General features: G+C 74.7%; 16 protein-coding genes and 3 pseudogenes. 11 read left to right on the top strand and 8 right to left on the bottom strand.

All coding sequences use genetic code 11. The features are described 5' to 3' along the window. The first annotated feature begins 4 nt into the window (after positions 1-4). Together L615_RS03735 and L615_RS03730 are read left to right on the top strand one after the other, a co-directional pair. Positions 5-496 carry an O-acetyl-ADP-ribose deacetylase gene (locus L615_RS03735; protein ID WP_028654793.1) on the top strand — a complete coding sequence of 164 codons (492 nt, stop codon included), beginning with the start codon at positions 5-7 and terminating at the stop codon, positions 494-496. A gap of 115 nt (positions 497-611) precedes the next feature. Beyond that, a complete protein-coding gene (locus tag L615_RS03730; RefSeq protein ID WP_028654792.1) occupies positions 612-887 on the top strand; it encodes a hypothetical protein in 276 nt (91 codons plus the stop codon). Between the two features lie 150 nt (positions 888-1,037). Here L615_RS03730 and serC read toward each other — a convergent pair whose 3' ends face one another. Further along, on the bottom strand, positions 1,038-2,159 hold the full coding sequence (gene serC, locus L615_RS03725; protein ID WP_145724163.1) for a phosphoserine transaminase: 1,122 nt from the start codon (positions 2,157-2,159) through the stop codon (positions 1,038-1,040). 104 nt (positions 2,160-2,263) lie between these two features. Here serC and L615_RS03720 point away from each other — a divergent pair, with 104 nt between their 5' ends. Then, the gene (locus tag L615_RS03720; protein ID WP_145724162.1) at positions 2,264-2,743 is read left to right on the top strand and encodes a GNAT family N-acetyltransferase; all 480 of its coding nucleotides are present in this window, start codon (positions 2,264-2,266) and stop codon (positions 2,741-2,743) included. Positions 2,744-2,880: 137 nt separating this feature from the next. Here the strand turns inward: L615_RS03720 and L615_RS03715 are convergent, their stop codons facing one another. Together L615_RS03715 and L615_RS03710 are read right to left on the bottom strand one after the other, a co-directional pair. Then, positions 2,881-3,786 (bottom strand): ABC transporter permease, encoded by a 906-nt coding sequence (locus tag L615_RS03715; RefSeq protein ID WP_261376543.1) that lies wholly within the window; start codon positions 3,784-3,786, stop codon positions 2,881-2,883. Further along, on the bottom strand, positions 3,783-4,712 hold the full coding sequence (locus tag L615_RS03710) for an ATP-binding cassette domain-containing protein (protein ID WP_232221692.1): 930 nt from the start codon (positions 4,710-4,712) through the stop codon (positions 3,783-3,785). The genes L615_RS03715 and L615_RS03710 overlap by 4 nt, the downstream gene beginning before the upstream one ends. Positions 4,713-4,842: 130 nt before the next feature. Between L615_RS03710 and L615_RS03705 the strand changes: the two genes are divergently transcribed. After that, positions 4,843-5,940: a sensor histidine kinase gene (locus L615_RS03705; protein ID WP_186449719.1), complete on the top strand. Its 1,098-nt coding sequence runs from the start codon at positions 4,843-4,845 to the stop codon at positions 5,938-5,940. Then, on the top strand, positions 5,937-6,614 hold the full coding sequence (locus L615_RS03700) for a response regulator transcription factor (RefSeq protein ID WP_028654788.1): 678 nt from the start codon (positions 5,937-5,939) through the stop codon (positions 6,612-6,614). The genes L615_RS03705 and L615_RS03700 overlap by 4 nt, the downstream gene beginning before the upstream one ends. Here the strand turns inward: L615_RS03700 and L615_RS03695 are convergent. Further along, the gene (locus tag L615_RS03695) at positions 6,535-7,281 is read right to left on the bottom strand and encodes a pyridoxamine 5'-phosphate oxidase family protein (protein WP_145724160.1); all 747 of its coding nucleotides are present in this window, start codon (positions 7,279-7,281) and stop codon (positions 6,535-6,537) included. The two genes, L615_RS03700 and L615_RS03695, sit on opposite strands and share 80 nt — an antisense overlap. A 65-nt stretch (positions 7,282-7,346) precedes the next feature. Between L615_RS03695 and L615_RS03690 the strand changes: the two genes are divergently transcribed. Continuing rightward, entirely contained in the window at positions 7,347-8,762 is a 1,416-nt protein-coding gene (locus L615_RS03690) for a PLP-dependent aminotransferase family protein (RefSeq protein WP_145724159.1), read from the top strand. Here L615_RS03690 and L615_RS03685 read toward each other — a convergent pair. Then, on the bottom strand, positions 8,740-9,999 hold the full coding sequence (locus L615_RS03685; RefSeq protein WP_145724158.1) for an MFS transporter: 1,260 nt from the start codon (positions 9,997-9,999) through the stop codon (positions 8,740-8,742). The genes L615_RS03690 and L615_RS03685 overlap by 23 nt on opposite strands. A 19-nt stretch (positions 10,000-10,018) precedes the next feature. Here L615_RS03685 and L615_RS24675 point away from each other — a divergent pair. Further along, a pseudogene (locus L615_RS24675) lies at positions 10,019-10,228 on the top strand (FadR/GntR family transcriptional regulator); the annotation flags it as partial. 179 nt (positions 10,229-10,407) lie between these two features. Continuing rightward, positions 10,408-10,617: pseudogene (locus L615_RS23695) on the top strand (FCD domain-containing protein); the annotation flags it as partial. 94 nt (positions 10,618-10,711) lie between these two features. On the opposite strand, the gene L615_RS03675 reads toward L615_RS23695, so the two are convergent. After that, a complete protein-coding gene (locus L615_RS03675; RefSeq protein ID WP_145724157.1) occupies positions 10,712-11,638 on the bottom strand; it encodes an EamA family transporter in 927 nt (308 codons plus the stop codon). Between the two features lie 79 nt (positions 11,639-11,717). On the opposite strand from L615_RS03675, the gene L615_RS03670 reads away from it, so the two are divergent. Further along, the gene (locus L615_RS03670; RefSeq protein ID WP_145724156.1) at positions 11,718-12,590 is read left to right on the top strand and encodes a LysR family transcriptional regulator; all 873 of its coding nucleotides are present in this window, start codon (positions 11,718-11,720) and stop codon (positions 12,588-12,590) included. A 250-nt stretch (positions 12,591-12,840) separates the two neighbouring features. Next, entirely contained in the window at positions 12,841-14,433 is a 1,593-nt protein-coding gene (locus tag L615_RS03665; RefSeq protein WP_028654783.1) for a DHA2 family efflux MFS transporter permease subunit, read from the top strand. A gap of 150 nt (positions 14,434-14,583) precedes the next feature. On the opposite strand, the gene L615_RS03660 is transcribed toward L615_RS03665, so the two are convergent. After that, positions 14,584-15,687: a citrate synthase 2 gene (locus tag L615_RS03660; RefSeq protein ID WP_028654782.1), complete on the bottom strand. Its 1,104-nt coding sequence runs from the start codon at positions 15,685-15,687 to the stop codon at positions 14,584-14,586. 138 nt (positions 15,688-15,825) lie between these two features. Here L615_RS03660 and pdxH point away from each other — a divergent pair, with 138 nt between their 5' ends. Continuing rightward, positions 15,826-16,482: a pyridoxamine 5'-phosphate oxidase gene (gene pdxH, locus L615_RS03655; protein ID WP_145724155.1), complete on the top strand. Its 657-nt coding sequence runs from the start codon at positions 15,826-15,828 to the stop codon at positions 16,480-16,482. Here the strand turns inward: pdxH and L615_RS03650 are convergent. Continuing rightward, positions 16,434-17,665 (bottom strand): annotated as a pseudogene (locus L615_RS03650) (hypothetical protein); the annotation flags it as partial. The gene pdxH and the pseudogene L615_RS03650 sit on opposite strands and share 49 nt — an antisense overlap.

Here is a 17,665-nt window from a genome sequence, read left to right as displayed (position 1 = left end):
AGGCATGGAGATCGAGGTCGTCGAGGGCGACATCACCCAGCAGCGCGTCGATGCGGTCGTGAACGCAGCGAACTCCCGCATGCGTGGCGGTGGCGGCGTCGACGGTGCCATCCACCAGGCGGGCGGCCCGGCGGTGCTCGAGGACTGCGTACGACGCTTCCCGGACGGGCTCGCCACCGGCGACGCCGGCTGGACCACCGCCGGCGACATGCCCGCCCGGTGGGTGATCCACGTCGTCGGCCCGAACTACCGCATCGGGCAGACCGACCGCCGTCTGCTGACCTCCTGCTACCGCCGTGCCCTCGAGGTCGCCGACGAGCTCGGCGCCCGCAGCCTCGCCTTCCCGCTCGTCAGCGCCGGCATCTACGGCTGGCCGAAGGAGGACGCGGTCGACGCCGCCCTCGAGACCCTGCGCGGCACCCCCACGCAGGTCGAGCTCGCCCGCATCGTCGCGTTCGGCCGGTCGTCGTACGAGCTCGTCGCGGGGCGCCTCTGAACGCCTCCGGCGGGTGATCGGGACTTCGTCCCGATTTCGTCGTCCGATCGTCACCTCCCCTGCGGACCCGCGTTGGTCCGGTCACCGACGCAGGCGAGGAGAAGAGGAGACGACCATGCCGATCGAGCTGACCACCGCGGTGCTGCTGACCGGGTTCGCGCTCCTGTGCGGGGCCTTCGTCCTCCGCACGCCCGTCGTCGTGGACCCGATGCCGGAGATGGGGCCGGACATCGAGGAGTGGCGCTCTGCCGCCCTCCACCACTTCCACGAGGCCAAGGACCTCCGGCGCTCCGTCGCCGAGGCCCTCTCCACGCCGGGCGCCGTGACCGGGGAGGCCCGACGCGACCTGATGGTCGCGCTCGGAGCCCCTCGGGTGGACGTGATGGCCTGAGGGTTGTGCGGGGGCTGGCGGGGCGGGGTTTCACCGCCCAGGTGGTGAAACTACGGGACTGGGCACACGAAACTCGCCGATCCGGCCCGGATTTCCTGCGCCAGGCAGGGGTTTCACCACCCAGGTGGTGAAACCCCCACCCACCGAGGCTCAGCCCAGCCGCTCCACCACGTAGTCGATCGACCGCGTCAGCGCCTCGACGTCGGCGGGGTCGACCGCGGGGTACATCGCGATCCGGAGCTGGTTGCGGCCGAGCTTGCGATAGGGCTCGGTGTCGACGATCCCGTTGGCGCGCAGCACCTTCGCGACCTGGGCGGCGTCGATGGCGTCGTCGAAGTCGACGGTGCCGATGACGAGCGAGCGGTGGCTGGGGTCGGCGACGTACGGCGTCGTGTACGACGTCCGCTCGGCCCATCCGTAGAGCGCGTCGGAGGAGGCGGTGGTCCGCTCGACCATGCCCTTGAGGCCGCCCTGGCTGTTCATCCAGTCGAGCTGCTCGGCCATCAGGAAGAGGGTGGCGACCGACGGGGTGTTGTAGGTCTGGTTCTTCCGGCTGTTGTCGATCGCGGTGTGCAGGTCGAAGAACGGCGGGACGTAGCGGTCCGAGGCGGCGATCCGCTCGGCGCGCTCGAGCGCCCGCGGGCTGAAGATGCCGAACCACAGGCCGCCGTCGGAGGCGAAGCACTTCTGCGGCGCGAAGTAGTAGACGTCGGTCTCGGCGAGGTCGACGGGCAGGCCGCCGGCGCCCGAGGTGGCGTCGATGAGGACGAGCGCGTCGTCGGCGGCGCCCGCGGGGCGCACGACCGGGGCCATCACGGCGGTCGAGGTCTCGTTGTGCGCCCAGCCGTAGACGTCGACGCCCTCCTCGGCGACGGCCTCGGGGCGCGAGCCGGGCTCGGCCGTGATGACGGACGGCTCGTCGAGCCAGGGGGCGGCCTTGACCGACGCGGCGAACTTGCTGGAGAACTCGCCGAACGACAGGTGCTGCGACTTCTTCTCGATCAGGCCGAAGGCGGCGATGTCCCAGAAGGCCGTGGCGCCGCCGTTGCCGAGGACGACCTCGTAGCCCTCGGGCAGCGTGAACAGGTCGGCGAGGCCCTGCAGCACGCGACCGACCGTGTCCTTGACCGGCGCCTGGCGGTGCGAGGTCCCCATCAGCGAGTCGCCCGTCGCGGCCAGCGCGTCGAGGTGGCTGGTCTGGATCTTCGACGGCCCCGCCCCGAAGCGGCCGTCGGCGGGCTTGAGGTCGGCGGGGATCTGGATGTCGGTCACGTGGTCAACCTTCTCATCGGTGCGAGCAGAGTGAGGCTGACGACGTTGTCAGGGGTGAAACCAGTGTGACAGGCAGGTGACGCCGGTGCTAAACCGGTTTCGCCATGCAAGCCTCGCTCGAGCTCCGTCCGGTCGGCTACCTCCACGCCGACGCCACCCTGCTGGTCGACCGCGTCCAGCAGGAGTACGCCGAGCGCTACGGCTCGCCCGACGAGGCGCCGATCGACCCGACCGTCTTCGACCCGCCGGAGGGCCTCTTCCTCGTCGGGTACGACGGCGCGACACCGGTCGCCACCGGCGCCTGGCGCCGCTCCCCGGTCCGCGAGCTCGGCGGCACGTCCGCGGTCGAGGTGAAACGGATGTACGTCGTGCCGGAGGCCCGCAACCGCGGCCTGGCGCGGATGGTGCTGCGTGAGCTGGAGGCGACGGCTGCGGCTGCCGGGCACGACCTCGCCGTCCTCGAGACCGGCCTCAAGCAGCCGGAGGCGATCAGCCTCTACCTCAGTGAGGGCTACGTCGAGGTCCCCGACTTCGGCTACTACGCCGGCCACGAGCTGTCGCGCTGCTTCGGCAAGCGGATCTGAGAGGTTCGACTCGCCGGTCTGAGCGGCCCCGAGATGGCCGCTCAGCTCCGGTCCTGCCACTTCCCGCCGCGAGGGCTCTCAAACATCTGCACCGGTAAAGCCTTGGTGCGGCCCGCGCGGCCAGTGCGGTCGGTGGGTCAGGAGACGTCGCGCCGGCGGACCAGGGCGGCGCTCAGCACGAGCGCCACGACGACGTACGCGACCAGGGTGAGGGCGGCCCGGGTGGCCGGGACGGTGTCGAGCACACCGGGCGTGCCGTCGCCCTCACCGGCCCCGACGAGGGCGCCGACCAGGGACCCGGCGGCGGTGCCGGGCAGCACCTCGGTGAGCGCCTCGACCCAGCCGAGCAGCTGTCCGACGCCGCGCAGCAGGTTCTCGACCACCAGCGCCCAGACCAGGCCGAGCCCCACGGAGAGCGCGGGGCCGCGGGCGAGGGTGCCGAGGGCGAAGCCGACCAGCGCCCACGTCTCCAGCACGAGGAAGCCGACGCCGAGCGACTCGACGACCGCGCCGGTCGAGGGCAGCACGACGTCGTGGCCCTCGCTGGCGGTGATGACCAGGGAGACGCCAAGGTCGAAGGCGAGGGTGACCAGCAGGGTCGCTACGACGAACGCGCTCAGCGCGAGGGCGGAGCCGACCACGGCGGGACCACGGCGTACCCCCTGGGAGAACACCGTCTTCCAGGTGCCCCAGCCGTAGCCACTGCCGGCGACCAGTGCGCCGAGCACCAHCATCAGCGCGCCGCCGAACATCGGCATGCCCTGCAGGAAGACGTCGGGCACCGCGGTGGGCAGCAGCTCGGCGAGCTGCTGCTCCCGCGTGGTGCCCTCGTCCGCGAACCCCGGGTCGCCGGTCGTGTACGACAGGTAGGTGAACAGGTAGCCGAACATCAGGCTCAGCGCGAGCCAGGCGCCGAGCGTGATCCACACGGCCGGCCAGGCGCGCAGCCGGAGCAGCTCGGCGCGGGTGCTGCGGACGGTCGCGGTCACGGCGCCCGTGCGGGCGCTCGGTGCGGTGGGTCGCGTGGCGGCGGTGGTGCTCATGCCGGCACCTCCTCGGTGGTGTGGTGGCTGGACGGGTCGGTCGGGCTGGTCACGTGGTGGGTGGTCATCTCGAAGAAGACGTCCTCGAGGCTGCGCTCGACGGCGGTGACCTCGTGCACGTCGACGCCGGCGGCGACGAGGTCGCGCACGACCCGGGGCGCCCGCTCGGGACGGAGGGCCAGCTGCAGCGCCCCGTCCGGGGTGCGGGCGACGCCGTCGTCGCCGGCGAGCCGCATCGCGACCGCCAGCGCCTCGTCCTCCGGGGCGGCCCGCACGCGCAGGGACACGCCGCCGCGCAGCTCGGCCACGCTGCCCTCGTGCAGGAGCCGGCCCTCGTGGATGATCGCCACGCGGTCGCAGATCTCCTGCACCTCCGCCAGCAGGTGGCTGGACAGCAGCACGGTCTGGCCGCCGCGCGCGAGGTCGACGACGAGGGCGCGCATGTCCGCCATCCCGGCGGGGTCGAGGCCGTTGGTCGGCTCGTCGAGGACGACGAGCTCGGGGTCGCCGAGCAGCGCGGCCGCGACGCCGAGGCGCTGCTTCATGCCGAGGGAGTAGCCCTTGAACCGGTCGTCGGCGCGCGAGGCGAGGTCGACCCGCTCGAGCACGCGCTCCACCTCGGCGTCGTCGAAGCCGCGGTGCCGGGCGAGGGTGCGCAGGTTCGCGCGCCCGGACAGGTAGGGGAAGAAGCCCGGCCCCTCGATCAGCGCGCCCACCGGGGAGGTGGCGTACGCCGAACCCGAGGTGGGCCGGACCAGGCCGAGCAGCATGCGCAGGGTCGTCGTCTTGCCGGCCCCGTTCGGTCCGAGGAAGCCGTAGACCTCCCCGCGCCGCACGGTCATGGTGACGCGGTCGACGGCGACCCGGTCGCCGTAGACCCTGGTGAGGTTGTCGGTGGAGGCCACCGTGGGTGCCATGTCGTCCATGGCTCCACCCTGCGGGCCGACGGCGTCCGGCGCGTCCGCCGGCAGGAGGCGTCGACGTACGCAAGCCTGCGTAGGGCGGAGGCTCTCCTCGTCGTACGACGTCGGCCGTCGACTCGCCTACGTTCGGTGCATGGACACGAACACGTGGCTCGCACGGCGCTGGTGGCTGGTCCCGGTCGCGGTGGTCATCATCGGCGGCTCGGCCGGCACCAACCTCGGTCCGGGCGGGGTGGTCGACCCCGGCGTGGCCGCGCGGTTCCTCGCCGTCGTGCTCGCCGCGGCGGCGGCGCTGTCGCTGCTCGCCCTGGACCGCTGGCCGACGGGCCTGCTCGCGACCGGCGCGCTGTCCGGCGGCTACTTCGCCGTCGGGGGCGAGAACGGGCCGATCTTCTTCGCGCTCATCGTCGGCGCCTTCGTGCTCGCGACCGGTCGGCCGGTGCGCGGGTGGCTGCCCGTGCTGGGTGCGGCAGCGGTGCTGCTGTGGGCCGGCCTGCTCGTACGCGGGCTGCGGTGGGACGACGTCGTCGTCGGCACCTGGCAGGGCATCGGGGTGGGTGCCCTGGTCGCTGCCGCGACCGCCATCGGGACCTCCTTGCGCCACGGCCGCAGCGCGCGGGTGGACCGCACGACGCGGGCGGCGGCCGAGGAGCGGCTGCGGATGGCGCAGGACCTGCACGACGGCGTCGGACACGGGCTGGCGGTGATCGCCATGCAGGCCGGGGTCGCCCTGCACGTGCTGGACCGTGACCCGGCCAAGGCGCGGGAGAGCCTCGAGGCGATCCGGACGACGAGCCGTGAGGCCCTCGACGCGCTGCGCACCGAGCTCGCGACGATGGCCGGGGAGCCTGCTCCGTGGCGTCCCGCCCCCGGCGCGGAGGCGATCCCGGCGCTGGTGGATCGCGTCCGCGCCGCCGGGCTGCGCGTCGAGGTGCTCGGCGACCCGGGCGTCCTCGACCCGGCGGTCGGCGAGACGGCGTACGCGCTCCTCCAGGAGGCGCTGACGAACGTGCTGCGCCACGCGTTCGCCAGCACCGCGCTGGTCACCTGGGAACGCGGCGCCGAGACCGTGGCGCTGCGCGTCTCCGACGACGGCCGGGGCGGTGCGGTGCAGGATGAGGGCATGGGCATCAGCGGGATGCGCGCCCGGGTGGCCGCGGTCGGTGGCAGCTTCCGCGCCGGGCCGGCGACCGGCGGGGGCTTCGAGGTCGCGGCGGTGCTGCCCGCATGACGGCGGCCGGTGCGCCGGTCCGGGTGGCGCTGGTCGACGACCAGCCACTGGTGCGGATGGGCCTGGCCACCCTCGTCGACGCGGAGCCCGACCTCGAGCTGGTGGGGGAGGCTGGCGACGGGCGTGAGGGCCTGGCGTTGCTGCGTCGTACCCGCCCCGACGTCGTGCTCTGCGACGTCCGGATGCCGGTGATGGACGGGCTGGCGCTGCTGGGCGAGGTCGCCGCCGACCCGACGCTCGCGGACGTGCGGGTGGTCGTGCTGACCACCTTCGAGCTCGACGAGTACGTCTTCGAGGCGCTGCGCAACGGCGCCAGCGGCTTCCTGCTCAAGGACGCCGAGCCGACCGCGCTGCTGGACGCGGTGCGGGTCGTCGCCGAGGGCGGTTCCCTGCTCGCGCCGTCGGTCACCCGCCGGGTGATCGACCACTTCGGTGCCAGCCGCGCCGAGCGGCCGCACCCGCGCCTGGGCGACCTCACCGAGCGCGAGCGCGAGGTGCTCGGCTGGGTGGCGACCGGCATGTCCAACGCCGAGATCGCCGACGCGCTGGTCGTCAGCCCGGACACCGTGCGCACCCACGTGAGCCGGGCGATGGTCAAGCTGCAGGCGCGGGACCGGGCGCAGCTGGTCGTGTTCGCGATCGAGTCCGGCCTGCGACGTCCGCCGGGACGCTGAGCCCCGGCAGGTTGTCCCCGGCCGGTACGACGGGCCCGAGCTCGCGGCGCACCGGCACGTGCCCGCCCCAGACCCCCGCGGCGACGTCCTCCGGCTCGTCGACCGGCCCGCCGGCGCGGGCCTTCATCGACGCCTCGTGCAGCGGCACCGCCAGCACCGCGGTGGCGGCCAGCTCCTTGCGCGTGCTCGGTCGCAGGGTCGCCGACCGGCCCGGGATCATGTGGTCGACGAGGAGGTCGAGCGCGTGCTGCCGCTCCGCCGGGTCGTCGACGAGCCGGGGCCGGCCGATGACGACCGCGGACCGGTAGTTCATCGAGTGGTGGAAGGCCGAGCGGCCGGCGACCAGCCCGTCGAGCTCGGTCACCGTGACGCACACCGTCGCGCCCACGGACCCGCACAACCAGCGGGCGGCGACCGATCCGTGCACGTAGAGGCTGCCACCCTCGTCCGGCCCGTCGGGGTCGACCGCGTAGGCCGTGGGCAGCACGACCGGGTGGTCCCCGACGGTGACGCCCAGGTGGGCGACCAGGCCGTCGGCGAGCAGGTCCAGCAGCGCGGCACGATCGGTGACCGCGCGGTTGCGGCCGCGGGTCACCCGGGTGCGGGCGGTCGGCTCGAGCGGCGGCAGGGACTGGTGGGACGGCGGTGCGGTCGGGGGCGTGGTCATGGCACCATGGTGCGCGCCAAGTGGCCTGTTGTCCCGGGCCAGTTCTCGACAAGTTCGGCAGGCCAATGAGCACCCTCCCTGTCCGGCTCGACCGGGCCGACCCGCGCCCGCTCGGCACCCAGCTCGCCGACCGGGTCCGCCAGCTGGTGCTCGACGGAGGCCTCGCCCCGGGCGACCGGATGCCGGCCTCGCGCCGGCTCGCAGCGGACCTCGGCGTCTCCCGGTCGGTCGTCGAGCAGGCCTTCGACCAGCTGCTCGCCGAGGGCTGGCTCGAGGCCCGGGACTTCCGCTCGCGCCCCGGCGGCTGGGGCCCCGAGGGCCAGATGTGGGAGGCCCGGCTCGAGGCCCGCCGCGGTGCCGGCACCTGGGTCGCGGGCGGCCCGGGCGGTCGTGCGGCGGGGCTGGCGCGACCGGCGCGCCGTCGTACCCCTCGGGCGGAGCGGGAGCTGGTGATGATGGACGCCGGCACGCCGTGGGTCGACCCGCGGCACGCCGCGGTGTGGCGGCGGGCGTGGCGCGAGGTGTCGTCGGCGACGCCGCCGCGGGGGTACGACGACCCGCGCGGGCTGCCGGAGCTGCGCGCACTGGTCGCCGAGCGGCTCGGCCGCACCCGCGGCCTGGCTGTCGACGCCGACCAGGTGCGCGTCACCAGCGGCACCGGCGCCGGGCTGCGGCACCTGCTCGCCGTCCTGCCGCGCGAGCCGGTCGCGGTCGAGGACCCCGGCTACCGCGCCGCCGTCGCCACGGTGCGCGAGTCCGGCCGCGAGGTGCGCGACCTGCCCGCGCTCGAGCCGGTCCACGACCTCGCCGGGTGTGCGGCGGCCTACGTCACCCCCGCCCACCAGCACCCGCTTGGCCGGGTCATGCCGGCGGCCGACCGGCTCGTCCTGGTTGCCACGGCCCGACGCGACGGCGCGCTGGTGGTGGAGGACGACTACGACTCCGAGTTCCGCTACGACGTCGCGCCGGTGCCGGCGCTGGCCACCCTCGACCGCGAGCGGGTGGCCTACCTCGGCACCGCGTCGAAGGCGATCTCGCCGTCCTTGCGGCTGGGCTGGAGCGTCGTACCGGACGCGCTGCTCGATGCCTACGACGCGCACCGCTCGCTCACCCACGACGCCCCGGCGTGGCCCGTGCAGCGGGCGATGGTCACCCTGCTGCGCGACGGGTACGTCGACGCGGTGGTCCGCTCCGCCCGCCGGGTCTACGCCGAGCGGGCGCCGCGGGTGGTGGCGGCGCTGGAGCCCTTCGCCGAGCTGGCCGGCCCGGTGGCGGGCATGTACTCGACGTGGTTGCTGCCGCACGCCCGGGCGGTCCGCGCCCGGGCGGCCGCGGAGCGGGCGGGCTTCCGGGTCAACCTGCTGCGCGACTACTGCCGCACGGCGCGGCTCAGCGGGCTGGTCGTCGGCTTCGGCGGGCCGAGCGACGCCGAGCTGGACCAGGCGCTGGCGGTGCTGGTCAGCGCGCTGGACCGGTCCTGACCTGGCTCGCAGCGGGACCGGCCGGTGCGTCGATGGTCACCGGTCGGCCGGCGAGCAACCCGGCACCCACCTGCACGACGCCGAGGCCGACGAGCAGCGCGCACGGCACGGCCCAGCCGTCGGTCGCGTGGTGCAGCACCCCGACGAGGAAGGGGCCGCCGGCCGCGATCAGGTAGCCGACGCTCTGGCCCATCGTCGACAGCGCGGCGGTGTCGGCCGAGGTCGAGGTGCGCAGGGCGAAGCAGAGCAGCACGACCGGGAAGACCGAGCCGCCGGCGCCGAGCAGCGCCGCCCACAGCCACGCGCCCTGCTCCGGCGCGACCCACAGCCCGGTCCAGCCGAGGACGGTGAGCCCGGTGAGGCCGGCGATCAGCGGGCCCTGCTGCCGCATCCGTCCGGCGATGCTGGGGACGACGAAGAAGAACGGGACGCCGATCATGATGCTGACCGCGAGCAGCACGCCGGCGGCCTCCTCGCTGAACCCCGCGTCGACGTACACGCTGGGCAGCCAGCTCATCATCACGTAGGCGTAGAGCGACTGGGTGCCGAACAGGACGGTGACCGCCCACGCCGTCGGGTGGCGCCACATCGGTGCGCCGCGCTGGGTCGAGCGGCGCTCGGCGCCGCCGCGCGCGAAGGGCGCCCACGCCAGCGCGGCCGCGAGCGCGACGACGGCCCACAGGCCCAGCCCGAGGCGCCAGGAGCCGGTGGCGTTGGTGAGGGGCACGGCGAGCGCGGCGCCCGCCGCGGAGCCGATCGAGAGGAACGCGGTGTAGGCGCCGGTCAGTGCGCCGACCCGGCCCGGGAAGTGCTCCTTGACGATCGCAGGGATCAGCACGTTGGCGAGCGCGATGCCGGCGCAGGCGACGAAGGTGCCCGCCAGCAGGGCCGGGGTGCCGTCGAGCACGCGCAGCACGAGCCCGGCGGTGAGCACGAGCAGCGCGATCGCCAGGCCGCGGTCGACGCCGACCCGGCGGGTCACCGCCATCGCCGTGGCGCCGACGATCGCGAAGCACAGCACGGGCAGGGACGTGAGGACGCCCTGCGTGGTGGGGGAGACGCCCATCTCGCCGAGCCGGTCGAGCAGCGCGCCGAGGCTGGTGACGGCGATGCGCAGGTTGACCGAGACGAGCAGGACCGCGACCACCAGGCCGAGCCCGCCGCGGCGTGGCCTGCTGGTCGGGCGGCTCGGGGTCGGGTGGACGACGTCGGGCACGTCCCCTAGCATGACAGACATCGGATGATTGGACGAATGGATGCCCCTCGCGCCCGCCACCCCCACCTCCCTCGTCGACCAGGCGATCGACGGGATGCGTCGCCTGCTGGCGAGCGGTGAGTGGTCCGTCGGCACCCGGATCCCGCCCGAGCCGGCGCTGGCCGCGACCCTCGGGGTCAGCCGCAACACCGTCCGCGAGGCGGTCAAGGCGCTCGCTCACGTCGGGGTGCTCGAGGTGCGCCGCGGCGACGGGACCTACGTCGCCGCGACCACCGAGGTGCAGGCGCTGATGCGCCGCCAGGTCGAGCGGGTCGACGCGCTGCACCTGCTGGAGGTGCGCCAGGCGATCGAGGTGCGCGCCGCTGCGCTGGCCGCCCAGCGTCGTACCGACGACGACCTGGCCGCCCTCGATCGGCTNNCGCCTTCCACGTCGCCGTGGTCACCGCCGCCCACAACCCGCTGCTCAGCGAGCTCTACGGCGGCCTCGTCGAGACCCTGCGCGCCAGCATCGACGACCCGACCCGGGGCTACCCCGCGATGCTCCCCGAGCACGACGCCGTCCTCGAGGCCGTCCGCCGCGGCGACGCCGGGGCCGCCGCCCGCGCCAGCGCCGAGCTGCTCGACCACGTCACCCGCTGACTGCCCGGGACGGCGTGATCGGACGCCCGGTGGTCGAGCCGGGCCCGTGTCCGTGCCCGTGCTCGTTCCCGTGCCCGAGGGCCTACCGTGCGCGTCACCGCCGCTCGCCGGTGGCGAGCTGGCCGCCGAGGATGGCGGCGAGGGCGAGGGCGAAGCCGGCGAGCTGGACGGGGCGGAGGTCCTGGCCCAGCACGAGCCAGCCGAGGGTGGCGGCGACGATCGGGGAGAGCAGGCCGAGCAGGGCGGTGGAGGCGACGGGCAGGCGGCCGACGCCGCGGAACCACAGCAGGTACGCCGCCAGGCCGCCGACGCCGCCGAGCCACAGGTAGSCSGSGGCCGCGCCGCCGTCGACCGCGGGCGGCGCGCCCTCGACGAGGACGGTGGCGGGCAGCAGGACCAGGCCGCCGGCGGTGAGCAGCCAGCTGACCAGGACGGGGGAGGAGGTGCCCTCGGGGCGGCCCCAGCGGCGGGTCAGCACGAGGCCCGCAGCCATCGAGAGCGCGGCACCGGCGCCGGCGAGCAGGCCGAGGGCGTCGAGGTCGGCGGCCGGGTTCAGCACCACCAGCGCGACGCCGGCGGCGCCGGCGACGGCCCACCCCACCCGCGGCGTGGTGGGCCGCTCGCCGAGCACGGGCAGCGCCAGGGCGACCACCAGGAGGGGCTGGATCGCGCCGACGGTGGCGGCGACGCCGCCCGGCAGCCGTTCGGCGGCGACGAAGAGCAGCGGGAAGAAGACGCCGATGTTGAGGGCGCCGAGCACGAGCGTCCGCCACCACCACACCCCCTGCGGCAGCCGCCGCAGCACGACGAGCAGCAGGAGGCCGGCGGGCAGGGCGCGCAGCAGGCCGGCGAAGAGCGGGTGGCCGGCCGGGAGGAGCTCGGTGGTGACGAGGTACGTCGTGCCCCACACCACCGGCGCGAGCGCGGTCAGCGCGGTGAGGCCGGCGCGACCCGGGTCGACGGCGGGGGAGGTGCTGGCGGGTGCCGGCGAGCCGGGAGCGGCGAGGGTGGAGGAGGTCATGCCTCCACGGTGCTCGCTTCCGAGCCATGAGTCCAACGCATGCTTTTCATGAGATCGATCGTGCTGCACGATTGATCTCGTGGAGCTCCAGCAGATGCGGTACGTCGTGGCGGTGGCCGAGCTCGGCAGCTTCACCCGCGCGGCGGAGCGGTGCTTCGTCGTGCAGTCGGCGCTGAGCCACCAGGTCGCCCGGCTCGAGCAGGAGCTGGGCGCGCGCCTGTTCCACCGGACCAGTCGGCAGGTCCGCCTCACGCCTGCCGGCGAGGCCTTCCTCCCCGTCGCCCGGCAGTGCCTCGACGCCGCCGACCGCGCCGCCGCCGAGGTCGCCGCGGCGGTCGGCGAGATCCGTGGACCGCTGTCCATCGGGGTGATCCCGACGGTCGCAGCGGTCGACGTGCCTGCAGCGTTGCGGGAGTTCCGCTCCCACCACCCCGGTGTCCGGGTCCGGTTCGAGAGCGCGAGCAGCGACACCCTCGTGCGCCGGGTGGCGGAGGGCTCGCTCGACCTCGCGTTCCTCGGGCTGCCCGAGGGGCGAGTCCCCTCCGGCGTCGCCGGGCACGTCTTCCCGCGCGACCAGCACCGCGCCGTCGTCGCGCCCCGCCATCCGCTGGCCTCCCGGCGCCGGGTCCGGCTGGAGCGGCTCGCGGAGGAGACCTTCGTCGACTTCCCGGCGACCAGCCCGGGCCGCCAGCAGAGCGACCTCGCGTTCGAGCGGGCGGGGCTGACCCGCGAGGTCGCCTTCGAGGTCGCGGACATGCTGCTGATGGCGCGGATCCTGCGCGAGGGTCTCGCGGTCGCGCTGCTCGCCTCCGCCTTCGTCGACCAGTTCCCGGACCTGGTCGCGATCCCGGTGACCGGGGCGCCGGTGCGCACCGAGCACCTGGTGTGGAGCAGCTTCGGGCCGGCACCGGCCGCGGCGGCGCTGCTCGACCAGCTCGGCATCGCCCACTGACCCGGGCGACTTGCCGGGAGCACCAGCGCGGAGGCCCGGGGTGTGTGCGCGGGATCACGCCGCGCGGCCGGGAACAACCGCTGGTTGGTGATAGTTTGCCAAGGTTGCGCGCGAGCAGGGGACGCGCCGCAGGTCGGCCGCCCCGCAGGCCGCGGTCGTCGGACCGCCGCCGCGGCGAGCGCACACCGAACGAGACTCCCCGTCGGGTGCACCCGCTCCCGACGGACCGCGACCGCAAGGAGCCCGCCCGATGACTGACGCTGCGGCGCCATCACGCCCCGCCGAGCCCGAGTACCCCGACCACATCGACGCCGCGGTCCTCAAGGTCGCGCTCGTCGTGGTGCTCGGGGCGATCATGTCCATCCTCGACATCACCGTCGTGTCGGTCGCGCTGCCGACCTTCCGCGAGGAGTTCGACGCCTCGCTGGCCACCGTGGCGTGGACGATGACGGCGTACACGCTGGCCCTGGCCACGGTCATCCCGATGACCGGCTGGGCCGCGGACCGGTTCGGCACCAAGCGCCTCTACCTGGTGGCGCTGCTGCTCTTCACCGCCGGCTCGGCGCTGTGCGCGCTCGCCGACTCGGTCGGCATGCTCATCCTGTTCCGGGTGCTGCAGGGCCTCGGCGGCGGCATGCTGATGCCGCTGGGCATGGCGATGATGACCCGGGCCGCCGGCCCGAAGCGGATGGGTCGCCTGATGGCGATCCTCGGCGTCCCGATGCTGCTCGGCCCGATCAGCGGCCCGATCCTCGGCGGCTGGCTGATCGACATCGCGTCGTGGCACTGGATCTTCCTCATCAACCTGCCGCTGGGCGCGATCGCGATCGCCGCTGCCGCCGCGATCCTGCCGAAGGACGAGCCGCACCCCTCCGAGCGCTTCGACCTGTTCGGCATGCTGCTGCTCTCGCCCGGCCTGGCGCTGCTGCTCTTCGGCGTCTCCTCGATCGCCGAGTCCGGCGAGGGGGCGTCCTTCGGCCCGCGGGTGTGGGTCTCGGCCACCGCCGGCATCGTGCTGATCGTCGCGTTCGTGCTCTACAGCTTCAAGCCCGCCCACCCGCTGGTCGACCTGCGCCTGTTCCGCAACAAGCGCCTCACGGTCGCCACCATCACCATGTTCATCTTCATGGTCGCGTTCATGGGTGCCGGCCTGCTCTTCCCGAGCTACTACCTGCAGGTGCGTGGCGAGTCCACGCTCCACGCCGGCCTGCTCGTCGCCCCGCAGGGCCTGGGCGCGATGCTGATGATGCCGCTGGCCGGCGTGCTCGCCGACCGGGTCCCGATCGGTCGTACGGCGCCCTTCGGCCTGGTCGCGATGGCCGTCGGCCTGCTCGGCTTCACCCAGCTCGAGGCGGACACGTCGTACTGGCTGCTCAGCGGCGCGCTGTTCGTGATGGGGCTGGGCCAGGGCATGACGATGATGCCGATCATGACCTCGGCGCTGAAGACGCTCAGCCACGCCGACGCCGCCCGCGGGTCCACCCTGCTCAACATCATCCAGCAGGTCGGCGGCTCGGTCGGCACGGCCGTGCTCTCGGTCGTGCTGACCACGCAGCTCGGCAAGGGCGACAGCGTCCCGCTGGCTGGCGGCGAGTCGCTCTCCGAGGCCGAGCTCGCCATCGCCGCGACCATGGACCCGGGCCTGGCCACGGCGCTGGAGCTGCCGCGCGAGCTCGTCGCCAGCGGCCTCGACGCTGCGGCCGGTGCCTTCGGCAGCACCTTCGGGGTCGCGCTCGCCCTGGTGCTGGTCACCCTCGTCCCGGTCGCGTTCCTGCCGCGCCGCCGCGAGGAGGACGAGGCCGCCGACGCCGACGGCGACGTCGCCCCGGTGCTCATGCACTGACCCACGGCACTGACCCACGGCACTGACCCACGGCACTGACCCACGGCACTGACCCACGGCACTGAAGGACGGCGCCGACCGACGCCGTACGACACGACAGCGCCCCACCGGCCGAGCCGGTGGGGCGCTGTCGTCGTCAGGGGGAGCGGGTCATCCCGCCCAGTCGGCGTTCCAGCCGTCGATCTCGCTGGCGGGCCGCGACGAGGGACCGGTGTAGACCGCCGACGGGCGGATCAGGCGACCGGTCTTCTTCTGCTCGAGGATGTGTGCCGACCAGCCGCCGGTGCGGGCACAGGTGAACATCGAGGTGAACATGTGCGCCGGGATGTCGGCGAAGTCGAGGACGATGGCCGCCCAGAACTCGACGTTGGTCTCCAGCACGCGGTCCGGGCGGCGCTCGCGGAGCTCGGCCAGGGCGGCCTGCTCGAGGGCCTCGGCGACCTCGTAGCGGGCGGCGCCCAGCTCGCGGGCGGTGCGGCGGAGCACGCGGGCGCGCGGGTCCTCGGCGCGGTAGACGCGGTGGCCGAAGCCCATCAGCCGCTCGCCGGAGTCGAGCAGGTTCTTGACGTACTTGCGGGCGTCGCCTGACTTCTCGACGTCCTCGATCATGCCGAGCACGCGCGAGGGGGCGCCGCCGTGCAGCGGGCCGCTCATCGCGCCGATGGCGCCGGAGAGGGCGGCTGCCACGTCGGCCCCGGTCGAGGTGATGACGCGGGCGGTGAACGTGGAGGCGTTCATGCCGTGCTCGGCCGCCGACGACCAGTAGGCGTCGATCGCCTTCGCGTGCTTCGGGTCGGCCTCGCCGCGCCAGCGCAGCAGGAACCGCTCGGCGAGGGTCTTGCCCTCGTCGACGACCTTCTGGGGCACGACCGGCAGGCCCAGGCCGCGGGCGGACTGCCCGGCCCAGGCGAGCACCATGACGGCCGCCCGGCCGAGGTCCTCGCGGACCTTCTCGGGGGTCGAGTCGTAGGTGTAGGTGATGCCGAAGGCCGGCGCCAGCTGCGCGATCGCCGACTGCAGGTCGACGCGCACGTCACCGGTGTGGACGGGCAGCGAGTACGCCTCGGCCGGCTGCAGGCCGGGGGTGAAGGAGCCGTCGATCAACAGCCCCCACACGTTCTCGAAGGGGACGCGGCCGGCGAGGTCCTCGATGTCGACGCCGCGGTAGCGCAGCGCCGAGCCCTCCTTGTCCGGCTCCGCGATCTGGGTCTCGAAGGCGACGACGCCTTCCAGTCCGTGATGTACCTCGACCATCGGCGACTCCTTCGTTGCTTCGGGCGGCGCGCGCGAGGGCGCAGCGGGCCGCGGGCCACCCGCATTCTGCCCCACTCCCGTAACGGCCCCTACGGGCGTCCCCGCCAACGCGATCCGGCCCACGTCTAGGTTGGGTCCATGGCAGAGCACGAGCACCCGTCCGACCTCGCCGCGCTGCGTGCCGAGTACGGCGACGCCGGGCTCGACGAGGTCGGCGCCGGCCCCGACCCGTGGGCCCTGTGGCAGCGCTGGTTCGACGACGCCGCGACCGCCGGGCTGCACGAGCCGAACGCGATGGTGGTCGCCACCGTCGACCCCGACGGGACGCCGTCGGCGCGCACCGTGCTGCTCAAGGGCGTCGGCCCGGACGGCTTCCGGTTCTTCACCAACACCGCCTCGCGCAAGGGCGCCGCGCTCGAGCACACGGCGGCCTGCGCGCTGCTCTTCCCGTGGCACCCGCTCGAGCGGCAGGTGCGCGTCGAGGGCACGGCGACCCGCCTGCCGGCCGGCGACGTGCAGGCCTACTGGGCGACCCGGCCCCGCGGCTCGCAGCTCGGCGCCTGGGCCTCACCGCAGTCGCAGGTCGTGCTCGGGCGTGACGAGCTGGAGCTGCGCTACCGCGAGGCCGAGGAGCGCTTCGCCGGGCAGGACGTCCCGGTGCCGCCCGGGTGGGGCGGCTACCGCGTCGCGCCGCAGCGCTTCGAGTTCTGGCAGGGGCGGCGCGGCCGGCTGCACGACCGGCTGCGCTACACCGCCGACGGCACGAGCTGGACGCTGGAGCGGCTGGCACCCTGAGGCGTCCCCGCCTCCTCGGGCTCGCCGGAGTCCCGCGAGGCCCAGACCACGCCGAGCACGATCAGGACCGCGATCACCGCCACCAGCACGAGCGTGTGCTGGCGGTCGTCGTCGGAGGAGGCGTGGGCGACCGCCGGGCCGCGCTGACGAGACGCACGCGCGGTGCTCGCCTGAACCTCCGGCTGCTCCGGCCCGGCCCCGTCGGCCTGGTCCGGCTGGTCGTCCAGGTGGTCGTCCCGCTCGGACTCGTCCGCGGCGGCGGGCTCGTCACCACGGTCGCCGTCGTCGCCCCCGTCGACGGCCTGGAGGTCGAGCGCCGTCCGCTCCGGCTCGGGCGCGACCTCGGTGGTCGGCTCGGTGGCCGGCTCGGTGGTGGGCTCGGTGGCTGCGGGGTCGCTGCCGCTCGTGCTCGTGACCGGGCTGGTGAACGCGGCGATCCGCTGCTCGACAGCCTCGTCGAGGCTCGGCTCCGCGGCCGGCTGCGGCTCGGGGGACGGTGTCCGCCTCGCGCGGTCGCGGCGCCGTCCGAGTCCCCGGGCGCTGCGGCTGCTGCGGCTGCGGCGCCGACGGACCAGGTCGCTGCCCGCCGGCAGCTCACCCTCGAGCGGCTCGAACCGCGGCACCTCGAAGCCGGGCGAGACGAAGTTGCGGAACTCCTCGTGCATCCCCCGCTGGTCGGCCGGTGCCTCCGGCCGGGACGGGGCCGGCGGCGCAGCCCTGACCGGCTCCGGGGCGGGGACCGGCGCGGTGGCGACCAGCGGCTCGGGCTCCGGGTCGGCCTCGACCGGCTGCGCGTCGACCGGCCCGGGCTCCGCGTCGACCGCAGGCTGCTCGGTCTCGGCCTCGACCTCGGCGTCGGCGTCGGCCTCGAAGGCGGCGTCGGCATCGACCTGCGCGGTCTGGTCGCTCGTGCCACCGGCGACCCGGGAGAGGTCGATCGGTGCCGGCTCGTCGTCGGGCCGCCAGGGGCCGGTGAGCGGGTCGTCCAGCAGCTCGGGCAACGGGTCGGTCAGTGGGTCGAAACGGGGCACCGACCGCGACGGGGTGAGCAGGCTGCGGAACTCGTCGTGCGCGATCGGCTCGACCGAGGCCGGGGGCTCGGGGTCGGCGGCCGGCTCCGCCTCGGCGACCGGCTCCGCCTCGACGGCCGGCTTGGGGACCAGGGCGGCCGTCGTGACTGGGG

Source organism: Nocardioides sp. J9 (assembly GCF_007829375.1).
Taxonomy (GTDB): Bacteria; Actinomycetota; Actinomycetes; order Propionibacteriales; family Nocardioidaceae; genus Nocardioides.
The sequence above is the reverse complement of the archived record's forward strand: the minus strand, read 5'-3'. Positions and strand labels throughout refer to the sequence as shown.

Coding starts and splice junctions, on each gene's coding strand:
- L615_RS03735 (WP_028654793.1), top strand. CDS start 5: ATGGAGATCGAGGTCGTCGAGGGCGACATCACCCAGCAGCGCGTCGAT.
- L615_RS03730 (WP_028654792.1), top strand. CDS start 612: ATGCCGATCGAGCTGACCACCGCGGTGCTGCTGACCGGGTTCGCGCTC.
- L615_RS03720 (WP_145724162.1), top strand. CDS start 2,264: ATGCAAGCCTCGCTCGAGCTCCGTCCGGTCGGCTACCTCCACGCCGAC.
- L615_RS03710 (WP_232221692.1), bottom strand. CDS start 4,712: ATGGACGACATGGCACCCACGGTGGCCTCCACCGACAACCTCACCAGG.
- L615_RS03705 (WP_186449719.1), top strand. CDS start 4,843: ATGGACACGAACACGTGGCTCGCACGGCGCTGGTGGCTGGTCCCGGTC.
- L615_RS03700 (WP_028654788.1), top strand. CDS start 5,937: ATGACGGCGGCCGGTGCGCCGGTCCGGGTGGCGCTGGTCGACGACCAG.
- L615_RS03695 (WP_145724160.1), bottom strand. CDS start 7,281: ATGACCACGCCCCCGACCGCACCGCCGTCCCACCAGTCCCTGCCGCCG.
- L615_RS03690 (WP_145724159.1), top strand. CDS start 7,347: ATGAGCACCCTCCCTGTCCGGCTCGACCGGGCCGACCCGCGCCCGCTC.
- L615_RS03685 (WP_145724158.1), bottom strand. CDS start 9,999: ATGTCTGTCATGCTAGGGGACGTGCCCGACGTCGTCCACCCGACCCCG.
- L615_RS03665 (WP_028654783.1), top strand. CDS start 12,841: ATGACTGACGCTGCGGCGCCATCACGCCCCGCCGAGCCCGAGTACCCC.
- L615_RS03660 (WP_028654782.1), bottom strand. CDS start 15,687: ATGGTCGAGGTACATCACGGACTGGAAGGCGTCGTCGCCTTCGAGACC.
- pdxH (WP_145724155.1), top strand. CDS start 15,826: ATGGCAGAGCACGAGCACCCGTCCGACCTCGCCGCGCTGCGTGCCGAG.